Source organism: Acinetobacter calcoaceticus ANC 3811, assembly GCF_000399665.1.
Taxonomy (GTDB): Bacteria; Pseudomonadota; Gammaproteobacteria; order Pseudomonadales; family Moraxellaceae; genus Acinetobacter; species Acinetobacter calcoaceticus_B.
In genome coordinates this window covers 357,341-369,791 of record NZ_KB976986.1, presented here as the reverse complement: position 1 = coordinate 369,791, position 12,451 = coordinate 357,341, and the positions used below count along the sequence as shown (strand labels likewise).

9 protein-coding genes and 1 pseudogene are annotated in these 12,451 nt (G+C 42.4%); 4 read left to right on the top strand and 6 right to left on the bottom strand.

The features are described from left to right. Positions 1-9: 9 nt before the first annotated feature. From F935_RS02960 to F935_RS02945, 4 genes are all read right to left on the bottom strand, one after another. Positions 10-723 (bottom strand): ABC transporter permease, encoded by a 714-nt coding sequence (locus tag F935_RS02960; protein ID WP_016137538.1) that lies wholly within the window; start codon positions 721-723, stop codon positions 10-12. Beyond that, the gene (locus tag F935_RS02955; protein ID WP_013197222.1) at positions 720-1,409 is read right to left on the bottom strand and encodes an ABC transporter permease; all 690 of its coding nucleotides are present in this window, start codon (positions 1,407-1,409) and stop codon (positions 720-722) included. The genes F935_RS02960 and F935_RS02955 overlap by 4 nt, the downstream gene beginning before the upstream one ends. A 91-nt stretch (positions 1,410-1,500) precedes the next feature. After that, positions 1,501-2,286 (bottom strand): ABC transporter substrate-binding protein, encoded by a 786-nt coding sequence (locus tag F935_RS02950; protein ID WP_016137537.1) that lies wholly within the window; start codon positions 2,284-2,286, stop codon positions 1,501-1,503. A gap of 174 nt (positions 2,287-2,460) precedes the next feature. Next, positions 2,461-3,489, bottom strand: a complete 1,029-nt coding sequence (locus F935_RS02945) for a LysR family transcriptional regulator (protein WP_016137536.1) — start codon at positions 3,487-3,489, stop codon at positions 2,461-2,463. A gap of 201 nt (positions 3,490-3,690) precedes the next feature. Between F935_RS02945 and adeF the strand changes: the two genes are divergently transcribed. Genes adeF through F935_RS02930 form a run of 3 tightly spaced genes read left to right on the top strand, consistent with a single transcriptional unit; the run spans position 3,691 to position 9,585 of the window. Then, positions 3,691-4,911 carry a multidrug efflux RND transporter periplasmic adaptor subunit AdeF gene (gene adeF / locus F935_RS02940; RefSeq protein WP_016137535.1) on the top strand — a complete coding sequence of 407 codons (1,221 nt, stop codon included), beginning with the start codon at positions 3,691-3,693 and terminating at the stop codon, positions 4,909-4,911. Between the two features lie 6 nt (positions 4,912-4,917). Continuing rightward, positions 4,918-8,097 (top strand): multidrug efflux RND transporter permease subunit AdeG, encoded by a 3,180-nt coding sequence (adeG, locus tag F935_RS02935; RefSeq protein ID WP_016137534.1) that lies wholly within the window; start codon positions 4,918-4,920, stop codon positions 8,095-8,097. Positions 8,098-8,109: 12 nt separating this feature from the next. Next, on the top strand, positions 8,110-9,585 hold the full coding sequence (locus F935_RS02930; protein WP_016137533.1) for an efflux transporter outer membrane subunit: 1,476 nt from the start codon (positions 8,110-8,112) through the stop codon (positions 9,583-9,585). A 62-nt stretch (positions 9,586-9,647) separates the two neighbouring features. Here F935_RS02930 and glyA read toward each other — a convergent pair whose 3' ends face one another. After that, complete coding sequence (gene glyA, locus F935_RS02925) at positions 9,648-10,901, bottom strand: serine hydroxymethyltransferase (protein WP_016137532.1); 1,254 nt, start codon at positions 10,899-10,901, stop codon at positions 9,648-9,650. Positions 10,902-10,962: 61 nt separating this feature from the next. On the opposite strand from glyA, the pseudogene F935_RS18970 reads away from it, so the two are divergent. Next, positions 10,963-11,055, top strand: a pseudogene (locus tag F935_RS18970) (hypothetical protein); the annotation flags it as partial. Between the two features lie 92 nt (positions 11,056-11,147). Here the strand turns inward: F935_RS18970 and F935_RS02920 are convergent. Next, positions 11,148-12,377 (bottom strand): alpha/beta hydrolase, encoded by a 1,230-nt coding sequence (locus tag F935_RS02920; RefSeq protein WP_016137531.1) that lies wholly within the window; start codon positions 12,375-12,377, stop codon positions 11,148-11,150. Positions 12,378-12,451: the final 74 nt, after the last annotated feature.

Here is a 12,451-nt window from a genome sequence, read left to right as displayed (position 1 = left end):
TTATGTCTCCTAATGATTCGATGGCTTTAAAAATGCCAACCAACGTTTTTCCAACTTACGAAATATCCAAATCAAAATAAATGCCAACACTGCATATAACACCGCGGCAATTCCAAAAGCATTGAAAGTGTCATAGGTTGCCGCATTTACATCACGCGCAATTTTTAAAATATCTGGAACAGTTGCTGTAAATGCAATGGTTGTCGCGTGCAACATCAAAATGACTTCGTTACCGTAAAATGGCAAAGCACGGCGTAACATCGACGGAATGATAATACGTGTGTAGAGTTTCCATTTTGACATTCCAAAAGCTTGGGCGGCTTCAATCTCGCCATGTGGAATAGAACGAATTGCTCCAGCGAAGATTTCAGTCGTATATGCACCAGTATTGAGCGCGAATGCCAAAATGGTGCAATTTATGCCCTCTCGAAAAAATGCATCGAGCGTCTGATGTTCATGGATGTAATCAAAGCTATAAATGCCTGAATAAATAATCAGCAATTGGATATACAGTGGTGTGCCACGAAAAACGTAGGTAAACAACCAAACTGGACCACGCAACCAAAGATTTTCTGATACTCGTGCAAGTGATAAAGGCACAGCAAGCACAAAGCCAATACCAATAGAAAGCACCAATAACCAAGCAGTCATCGCGACACCGGTCATTTGTAGGCCATCTGTCCAAAGGTATGCCTGCCAATATTGTTGAAGGATTTCAATCATAGTTGTCCCTTCCTCACACCAGCAGAATAACGACGTTCAAGCCACATTAAAATGAGGTTTGATACGGTGGTAATTGCCAAATAAATCGCGGCAGCCACGATGCTAAAAAAGAACAGTTGCATGGTACTTCTACCCGCATCTTGCGTAATTTTTACAATATCAGTCAGGCCAATAATTGAAACCAGTGCAGTTGCCTTAATCAAAACCTGCCAATTATTACCAATACCCGGCAATGCAAAACGCATCATTTGAGGGAATAAAACACGTCGAAAAACCTGCCAAGGGGTCATACCATAGGCCATTGCTGCTTCAATTTGACCCGTTGGAACGGATTGAAATGCACCACGAAAGGTCTCGGTAAAATATGCACCATAAATGAACGCTAAAGTAATCACACCAGCCACGAATGGGTTGATATCAATCTGGTCCATTTGCAGTGCTTCAGTAATTTGGTTTAAACCCAACTGCAAGCTATAAAATAATAGCAGCATAATCACCAAATCAGGCACACTACGAATGAGTGTGGTATAGGCGGTCGCAATATAACGTAAAGCTTTAATATTAGAGAGTTTTGAACTCGCACCAATTAAGCCAATAATGACAGAAAGCAAAAGTGACAACAGCGCAAGCTGTATGGTCATCCATGTTCCACTGAGAAGGAGTGGCCCATAGCCAGATAAAAACATGACTCATCTTCTCCTTAAAAACAATATCTAATATTGATGAGATGAGAATAGATTTTAAAATGTCGGCACTAAGCCGACATTTTTCACATCATTAGTAAATATTAAAGGAGAAATATTTTTTCTCGAGTTTCTTGTATGTACCGTCCGCAATGATTGCTGCGAGCGCTTTATCAATATTCGCTTTCAAATCTGCATCTTCTTTGCGTAAACCAATCGCTGCGCCTACACCCAGTGTTTTTGCATCAACCACATTGCCACCGACAAATGCAAAGTTTTTGCCTTTTGGTTGTTTTAAGAAAGCACCATCAACCATGATTGCATCTTGTAAAGTTGCATCTAAACGACCAGACATCATGTCTTGATAAATCAAATCTTGGACTGGATAAGGTACAACGGTTACACCTTTGGTTGCCCAATAGGTTTTAGCATAAGTTTCTTGAATTGTGCCCTGTTGTACCCCTACACGCTTACCTTTCAATGATGCAGCTGTTGGTAATAACGGTGAGCCTTTTTTTGCAACCATACGCGTTGGCGTATTGTAGATTTTGCTAGTAAACAAAATTTGTTTTGCACGCTCATCAGTGACCGTCATTGATGAAAGAATGCCATCAAACTTTTTCGCTTTAAGTGCTGGAATCATCCCGTCAAAAGAGTTTTCAACCCAAACACATTTGGCTTTGAGTTTTGCACAAACGGCATTACCCAAATCAACGTCAAAACCAGTTAACTTGCCATCTGGTGTTTTATATTCAAACGGCGCATAAGAGGATTCAGTACCAAAACGAATCACCTTCCAATCCTTTGCTTGTACATTCGTCGCAACAGCAGCCAAAACTAAAGTTGTTGAAACGAACATTTTTTTCATAAAGCTTGCCATCTTGAAGCTTCTCCTTAAAATCCAAATAAGGTGATAAAAATTTGAGTATTTCTAAATTACTCTTCTGTCGAAATAATTGCAATTTCTATACCATAAATTAAGGATTTATGAAGATGTCAAAACAGCAGATTGTATTACCTGATTAAATGTTGAAAAATCATTCAAACTGTAAAGCTAATTTTTGAGTGTATAGGCTTCTGCCATATTTTCATTTTCGACCAATGTCCGAATGGTATATTCATGGTTATGTTCTTTGGCACTGGCAAATTCACATTTCTGATCCCATAACATTGAGCAACCACTCAACAACGGACAACCTGCAAATAATTCGGCCACCCAATCAACAAACACACGAACTTTAGGCGATAAATGACGGTTTTGTAGATATACGACTGATATTGGCATGGGTGCTGGCAACCATTCAGTCAGCACTTCCTTGAGTGTGCCATCTTCCAGATGTTTCGCCACCATATAATATGGGCATTGAATTAAGCCAAAACCCTGTACAGCCAAATCAACATATGAATCGCCATCGTTGACAGAAACACGCCCTTTCACACCAACGCTATGAATCTCGCCATCAACCATAAAATCCCAGTCAATATTGCGTCCGGTACGACTATTAAAATAATGCACGACCTGATGTTTTTTTAAGTCATCAATGGTTTCTGGTTCGCCATGTTCCGCCAAGTAACGCGGTGCAGCAACCGTCACACACTGAATTGTTCCAATACGACGTGCCACCAAACTTGAATCTTTCAACTGACCAATACGAATAACACAGTCCACCGCATCTTGAACTAAATCGACCGGTCGATCACTCATTCCAATCACCAGATCAATATCGGGATACTTGGCATGAAAATCACAAAGCATTGGAATCAGAATGAGTCGTCCGATTGAAGCTTTGACATCAATGCGTAGTCGACCTCGTGGTCCCCGTTCCGAGTCATGAAAATTCGATTCAACGTCTTCGACATCAGCTAAAATTCGTGAAGTACGTTCATAATAAACTGCGCCATCTGGTGTCAAACTGAGTTTCCGAGTGGTCCGATTCAATAAACGAACCTGTAAATGTTTCTCTAAACCCTGAATGGTTGTAGTCACTGAAGCGCGCGGTAGACCTAAACTGTCGGCCGCTAAACTGAAACTATTTGTTTCGACAACTTTGTTAAATACTTTCATCGCATGAAATAGATCCACACGCACACTCCTATCAATTAATGCATACTTTCATTCAAACACATCAATTGTTATAAAAATACGAATAGTGTTATCGAATTTAATATATTTATTCGTGATTGACAAACTTTTATGCTCCGTCCATCCCATAAACCCTGTTTCTCCCATACGGACCATAATTAAAAGTCTGAAAACAGGTATCCAGATGATTAGGAGCACCTCATGTCATTTTCACGCAAACAGTTCGCGCTGTCTGCCATCTTTGTCGCCATTTTGGCAACGGGTGGCAGTTTTATGTTTTTACATGAAAATGCCGATGCAAAAGCTGCACCGACAACAGCCCAACAAGCTGCCACTGTTGATATTTCTAATGTCATCAGCAAAACCATTACCGATTGGCAAGAATATTCCGGTCGCTTAGAAGCCATTGATCAAGTCGATATTCGGCCACAGGTTTCAGGTAAACTCATTTCAGTACACTTCAAAGATGGCAGTCTGGTTAGAAAAGGCGAGTTACTTTTTACCATTGACCCACGTCCTTTCGAAGCAGAACTCAATCGTGCCCAAGCTCAACTCGCTTCAGCTGAAGCACAAGTCACTTATACGGGTTCTAATCTTTCTCGTATTCAACGCTTAATTCAAAGTAATGCTGTATCACGCCAAGAATTAGATCTTGCTGAAAATGATGCGCGCTCAGCCAGTGCTAACCTACAAGCCGCTAGAGCAGCCGTCCAATCTGCACGTTTAAATCTTGAATACACTCGTATCACTGCACCAGTCAGTGGTCGAATTTCTCGTGCCGAAGTGACTGTGGGCAACGTGGTTTCTGCGGGCAACGGAGCACAGGTTTTAACAAGTTTAGTCTCTGTCTCTCGTCTCTATGCATCTTTCGATGTTGATGAACAAACTTACCTCAAATACATCAGTAACCAGCGTAATTCTGCACAAGTTCCTGTTTATATGGGACTTGCCAATGAAACAGGTTTTTCTCGTGAAGGAGTCATCAACTCTATCGACAATAACCTAGATACGACCTCAGGTACGATTCGTGTCCGCGCGACTTTCGACAATCCAAACGGAGTTTTATTACCGGGTTTATATGCTCGAATCCGTCTGGGTGGTGGTCAACCTCGTTCAGCCATTCTGATTAGTCCAACCGCAGTCGGGGTCGATCAAGATAAACGTTTTGTTGTTGTAGTCGATGCTAAAAACCAGACCGCTTACCGTGAAGTAAAACTTGGCACACAACAAGATGGCTTGCAAATCGTGAATAGTGGATTACAAGCGGGTGACCGTATTGTTGTAAATGGTTTACAACGGATTCGTCCGGGTGACCCTGTTACCCCGCACCTCGTTCCGATGCCAAATGCACAAATCACTGCTAGCAGCACCACTCCTCAACCTAAGCCAACAGAAAAAACATCAACTCCGGCAAAAGGTTAATCACATATGAATATTTCTAAATTCTTTATTGATCGGCCGATCTTTGCTGGTGTGTTATCAGTATTGATTTTACTTGCCGGTTTACTGTCGGTATTTAAATTACCGATTTCTGAATATCCAGAAGTTGTTCCACCATCTGTGGTGGTACGTGCTCAATATCCGGGTGCGAACCCAAAAGTGATTGCTGAAACTGTTGCCTCTCCGCTTGAAGAATCAATCAACGGCGTAGAAGACATGCTGTATATGCAATCTCAGGCAAACAGTGACGGTAACTTAACCATTACGGTAAACTTTAAGCTCGGTATTGATCCAGACAAAGCTCAGCAATTGGTTCAAAACCGTGTGTCGCAAGCATTGCCTCGTTTGCCTGAAGACGTACAACGTTTAGGTGTCACCACTTTAAAAAGCTCACCAACTTTAACCATGGTTGTGCATCTGACTTCACCAGATAATCGCTATGACATGACCTACTTACGTAACTACGCAGTGCTTAACGTAAAAGATCGTTTGGCGCGCTTACAAGGTGTAGGTGAAGTCGGTTTATTTGGTTCTGGTGACTACGCGATGCGTGTGTGGCTCGACCCACAAAAAGTTGCGCAACGTAATCTCACAGCAACTGAAATTGTGAGTGCAATCCGTGAACAAAACATTCAGGTTGCCGCAGGTACCATTGGTGCATCACCCACTAATTCTCCTGTACAACTTTCAGTGAATGCTCAAGGCCGTTTAACGACTGAGCAAGAATTCTCAGATATCATTTTAAAAACAGCACCAGATGGCGCTGTCACTCGCTTAGGTGATGTTGCTCGTGTTGAACTTGCAGCTTCACAATATGGCTTGCGTTCATTACTCGATAATAAACAAGCTGTTGCCATTCCAATTTTCCAAGCGCCTGGCGCTAATGCTTTGCAAGTTTCCGATCAAGTGCGTAGCACGATGAAAGAACTTTCAAAAGATTTTCCAACTTCAATTAAATACGACATTGTTTACGATCCGACTCAATTCGTACGTGCCAGTATTAAAGCGGTCGTTCATACTTTGCTTGAAGCGATTGCACTGGTTGTTGTGGTTGTTATTTTATTCTTACAAACATGGCGTGCCTCAATCATTCCATTGCTTGCAGTACCAGTTTCAATTATTGGTACATTCGCACTCATGCTTGCTTTCGGTTACTCAATCAATGCGCTTTCACTGTTCGGGATGGTACTTGCCATCGGGATTGTGGTCGATGACGCGATTGTCGTCGTCGAAAATGTCGAGAGGAATATTGAGGCAGGCTTGAGTCCAAGAGATGCAACTTATCGCGCCATGCGAGAAGTGAGCGGACCGATTGTTGCCATTGCTTTAACGCTGGTTGCCGTGTTCGTTCCACTTGCCTTTATGACAGGCTTAACAGGGCAATTTTATAAACAATTTGCCATGACCATTGCCATTTCAACAGTCATTTCGGCATTTAACTCCCTTACTCTATCTCCTGCTTTGGCAGCCATGCTACTAAAAGAACATGACGCTAAACCTGATGCATTAACACGCCTTATGAACCGTATATTCGGACGTTTCTTTGCGCTGTTTAACCGCGTATTTACTCGTGCGTCAGATAACTATGGTAAAGGCGTAAGTCGTGTTATCTCTCATAAAGCATCGGCAATGGGTGTATATGCTGCACTTCTGGGCTTAACCGTTGGTATTTCTTATATTGTTCCGGGTGGCTTTGTTCCCGCTCAAGACAAACAATATTTGATTAGCTTTGCTCAATTACCAAACGGCGCGTCTTTAGATCGTACCGAAGCTGTCATTCGCAAAATGAGTGACACTGCACTTAAACAACCTGGTGTAGAAAGTGCAGTTGCCTTCCCTGGTCTCTCAATTAACGGTTTCACCAACAGTTCAAGCGCAGGTATTGTCTTTGTGACCTTAAAGCCATTCGATGAACGTAAGGCTAAAGACTTATCTGCCAATGCAATTGCTGGTGCTCTCAACCAGAAATATTCAGCCATTCAAGATGCCTATATTGCAGTTTTCCCACCACCACCTGTGATGGGCTTAGGGACTATGGGCGGCTTTAAACTCCAACTTGAAGACCGAGGTGCCTTAGGCTATTCAGCCTTGAATGATGCATCACAAAACTTTATGAAAGCAGCACAATCAGCCCCAGAGCTTGGTCCAATGTTCTCAAGTTATCAAATTAACGTACCTCAACTGAACGTAGATCTGGACCGTGTAAAAGCCAAGCAGCAAGGTGTTGCTGTGACAGATGTTTTCAACACCATGCAGATTTATTTAGGTTCTCAGTACGTTAACGACTTTAACCGCTTTGGACGTGTTTATCAGGTTCGAGCACAGGCCGATGCCCCTTTCCGTGCTAACCCTGAAGATATTTTGCAGCTTAAAACCCGTAACAGTGCGGGGCAAATGGTGCCGTTATCTTCATTGGTGAATGTAACTCAAACTTATGGTCCTGAAATGGTAGTGCGTTACAACGGCTACACATCAGCCGATATTAACGGTGGGCCTGCACCGGGTTATTCATCTAGCCAAGCAGAAGCTGCGGTTGAACGTATTGCTGCTCAAACTCTACCACGTGGTATCAAGTTTGAATGGACAGATTTAACTTACCAAAAAATCTTGGCTGGTAATGCAGGACTCTGGGTATTCCCAATTAGCGTCTTACTGGTGTTCTTAGTTTTAGCCGCTCAATATGAAAGTCTAACTTTGCCTTTAGCTGTAATTTTAATTGTACCAATGGGAATTTTGGCCGCTCTGACGGGTGTTTGGCTGACAGGTGGAGATAACAACATCTTTACCCAAATCGGTCTGATGGTACTGGTCGGGCTGGCCTGTAAAAATGCCATCTTAATTGTCGAGTTCGCACGGGAACTCGAAATGCAAGGTGCAACTGCATTTAATGCAGCAGTTGAAGCAAGTCGTCTACGTTTACGTCCGATTTTAATGACTTCTATTGCATTCATTATGGGTGTAGTCCCACTGGTTACCTCAACTGGTGCAGGTTCTGAAATGCGTCATGCCATGGGTATTGCGGTGTTCTTCGGCATGATTGGTGTAACGCTGTTTGGTTTGTTCCTGACCCCTGCCTTTTATGTCCTGATTCGTACACTGAACAGTAAACATAAATTGCATTCAGCGGCAGTCCATGAAGCGCCTTTATGTAACCCACATGATCATTAAGGAGGAGATTTAATGGCTACAGCAAAACAAAGCTTATTATTGTCCTCACTCATGGGAAGCCTGCTGCTTGCAGGCTGCTCTTTGGCTCCTGAATATCAACCTGCAAAGGTGATAGTTCCAGTCAAATTTAAAGAGTCTGACCCTAAACTTGAAGACAATAACTGGAAAATTGCCCAACCTGCCGATCAGCAAGTTCGAGGTGAATGGTGGCGTGTTTTTAATGATGCTAAATTGAATGAGCTTGAACAACAAGCCATTTCTGGAAACCAGAGTCTTAAAGCGGCAGCGGCTAATATTCAGGCTTCACGTGCATTACGTTCCGCAGCACAAGCTGAACGTTTGCCAAGTATTGGTGCTGGCTTTGGCCCAACTCGTCAAAAATCCTCTCCCGCGTCATTGGGTTTAGATGAAAATGCCCATACATCTGCACAAACCTTATGGCGTGCTCAAGCGAATGTTTCATATGAGCTCGATTTATTTGGTCGTATCGCCAGTAGTGTCAATGCTGCAACAGCTAATGTACAGCAACAAGAAGCTTTATATCAGTCGGCACTTTTAGCGTTACAAGCAGATGTTGCTCAAGGCTACTTTCTCATTCGTCAGCTTGATGCTGAACAAGCAATTTATAATCGCACAATTAAACTGCTTGGCGAGACACGAGACTTAGCTCAAACACGTTTTCGAAATGGTTTAGTCAGCGAGCTTGATGTTTTCCGTGCACAGACTGAACTTGCTACAGCCCAAACCAATGCACTGAACATTGCCCGTAATCGAGCCAATGCAGAACATGCGCTTGCAGTATTGTTAGGTAAAACCCCAGCTGACTTTAGCTTAACAATTCAACCCTTAACTGAAAACAGTCTCCGTCTTCCAGCAGGTTTACCATCGGCGTTACTTGAAAGACGACCTGACATTGCTGCGGCTGAACGTGCGATGGCAGCAGATAATGCGCGTATTGGAATTGCACGCGCTGCTTTCTTCCCAAAACTAGACCTGACAGGTGCACTCGGTTATGAATCATCAACTTTAGGTGATTTAGGTAAATGGTCGAGCCGTACATTTTTACTTGGTCCAGTCGCAGGCACTATTTTATCTTTGCCATTATTTGACGGTGGGCAACGTAAAGCTGGAGTCGCCCAAGCGCGAGCAGCCTATGAAGAAAGCGTTGCGAATTATCGCCAAACCGTGCTGAATGCATTTCGCGAAGTTGAAAATGGTTTATCTGATCAACGTATTCTCGATCAGCAAATTCAGGCTCAAAACCAAGCACTTTCTTCTTCTCGTCATGCAAATCAACTGTCTCATCTACGCTATAGAGAAGGTGCAATTAGCTATCTTGATGTGATTGACTCTGACCGGACTATTTTGCAACAAGAGCAACTTTCCGCACAGCTTAACGGCAGTAGAATGATGGCTAGTGTAGATTTAATCCGTGCTTTAGGGGGTGGATGGCATAGTGCCGAGTCATCGGTAAAATCTAAAAGTTAATTCTTATCTAATTAAATTGATATAAAAAAAGCGCCATACGGCGCTTTTTTTATATCTACAACTTATTGTGCGTATACAGGGAACTTTGCACAAACAGTTTCAACTTTCGCTTTTACGTCAGCAATAACTTTTTCGTCACCTTTGCTGTCGATCACGTCAGCGATCCAACCAGCAAGTTCACGAACTTCAGCTTCACCAAAACCACGAGTTGTTACTGCTGGAGTACCGATACGGATACCAGAAGTCACAAATGGAGAACGTGGGTCATTTGGAACTGAGTTTTTGTTAACAGTAATGTGAGCAGCGCCTAACCAAGCATCTGCTTCTTTACCAGTTACGTCTTGCTTGATTAAAGATAACAAGAACAAGTGGTTTTCTGTACCACCAGAAACAACGTCATAACCACGAGCGATTAATACTTCCGCCATAGCTTGAGCATTTTTCACAACTTGTTGTTGGTAAACTTTGAAGTCATCAGACATTGCTTCTTTGAAGCAGATTGCTTTAGCAGCAATCGCATGCATCAATGGACCACCTTGGTTACCAGGGAATACAGCTGATTGAAGTTTCTTCTCGATTTCTTCATTCGCTTTCGCAAGGATTAAACCAGAACGTGGACCACGAAGTGTTTTGTGAGTCGTAGTTGTAGTTACGTCAGCAATTTGAACTGGGTTTGGATATACGCCAGCAGCAACAAGACCTGCAACGTGAGCCATATCAACAAAAAGGTAAGCGCCAACTTTGTCCGCGATGTCACGGAAACGTTGCCAATCTACAACACGGCTGTAAGCAGAGAAACCAGCAACGATCATACGTGGCTTGTGCTCTAATGCTAAACGTTCAACTTCTTCGTAATCGATCTCACCAGTTTCAGAGTTTAGACCATACTGAACCGCGTTATAAGTTTTACCAGAGAAGCTTACTTTTGCACCGTGAGTCAAGTGACCACCGTGAGCCAAGCTCATACCTAAAACAGTATCGCCTGGGTTAAGAAGCGCTAGATAAACAGCAGAGTTAGCTTGTGAGCCAGCGTGTGGTTGAACGTTTGCGTAATCTGCACCAAAAAGTTCTTTAGCACGATCAATCGCCATTTGCTCAATGATATCCACATATTCGCAACCGCCATAATAGCGTTTACCTGGATAACCTTCTGCATATTTATTCGTAAGTTTTGATCCTTGCGCTTCCATCACAGCAGGAGAGCAATAGTTTTCAGAAGCAATTAACTCGATATGTGCTTCTTGACGCTCACCTTCAGAAGCAATTGCTTGAGCTAATTCTGGATCAAATTCAGAAATGGAAATATTGGCAAACATTAGCGGGGGTCCTATAAAATTAGGGCTTTTAAGCCGTGCTAAGATTGCGACATATTGTAGCATGAACTTTATAATTAAACAGAATGAAGTTAGCTCAGTTTTAAATAAAAATGGCTCAAGTTTTATAAAAAATGAGCCATTGTTTATAAATCAATAAAAAAGCTGGTTTAAAGCTTATATTTTAAATTTTTTCATCGTTAACCCTAGATTAAAATAATGTCAAAAATACTTTAAATATCAATAACTCTATTGCGCTGCTAGCAAAGTCTGAACATTTCCAACAATGTTGTCCACATTACTACTCATCGCTGTATTATGGTCCCAGTTACCAGTCACATAACTATTAATTTTAGTGCCTACGACAGTGGCATTAGATATCAAGATATCCGTTGCTACCTTAGGTACTGTCGAATCGACTACCCCTTGATAAATAATAATCGGTGTAGTGACTTTTGCTTGTAGCGGCTGCGAATCTTTATCTAAAAAGGTTTTAACCAACGCCACTGCCATAAAGTTAGGTTGTGTGCGCGTATAGCCATCCAGTGTTCCATTATGGTCTGTAGCATACTTAGTCATGCCTGCACCAAAGGCTTGGCCCAATGGTCCAGAGCAAAGAGTTTCTGCTTGTGCGGCAATACCTGAGATTTGCGAAGTAAATACTTGTGAATAATCAAAGTTCGGCTGTGTGTTACGCATACCCGCCGTAACTAGAGCGGTATATGTATCAAGCTGTGCATACATCGGAATCTTTTTATCCAAAGTTGCATTCACAACAGATTGCTCCCCTGCTACTAAAATAAAACCTAAATTGGAAGCTGGTGCTACCGCTACCGTACCTTTATAGTCTAGCTGCGCACGACTCGCATATTGTGCAGCGCTCAACGCAGCATGCCCACCTTGGGAATGCCCGACTGTAAGCCATTTTTTTGAAGTTAATAAATTACGCTGTGATAAATAGTTACGTGTTGCAACTACCGCATCCGTAATTGAGAAGGCCTCACTTTTAACATTTAAAAATGGATGTATTCCTGGTGTGCCCAAGCCCTCATAGTCAGGTGCAACGACAACATAACCCGCTGTAAGTAACTTACTAATTAAATCTTTTGTACTGTCTGCTAAAGCTGCTTTACTTGGTGCACAAGTATCTGCAACACCTGTGGTTCCATGTGCCCAAACTACAATTGGCCAACCGCCTGCTGGTGGCGGTGTATTTGGTGTGAATACCAAACTGGTTGCCTGCACCTCTTGCCCACTTTGGCCCAACATTTTATAAGTCAAAATACTACTTTCTGCAGCAACTGATCCTAAGTTGGTACTGGTGTAAGCATCAACTTTAACAACTGGATTTTGTATGTTGTTGGCAGGAGTACCGGATGGATCAACAATCGGTGAGTCATCATCACTACTCCCTCCTCCACAGGCGACTAAAAATAAACTCGTGCTGAGAACGCTGGTCATTAATAGTTTTATTTTCATTGGTATATCCCTTAAATTCCATTTTTGTTGTGCTTTAGTTTTTTAATCAACATTTTCCAATGCCTTAAAATAAT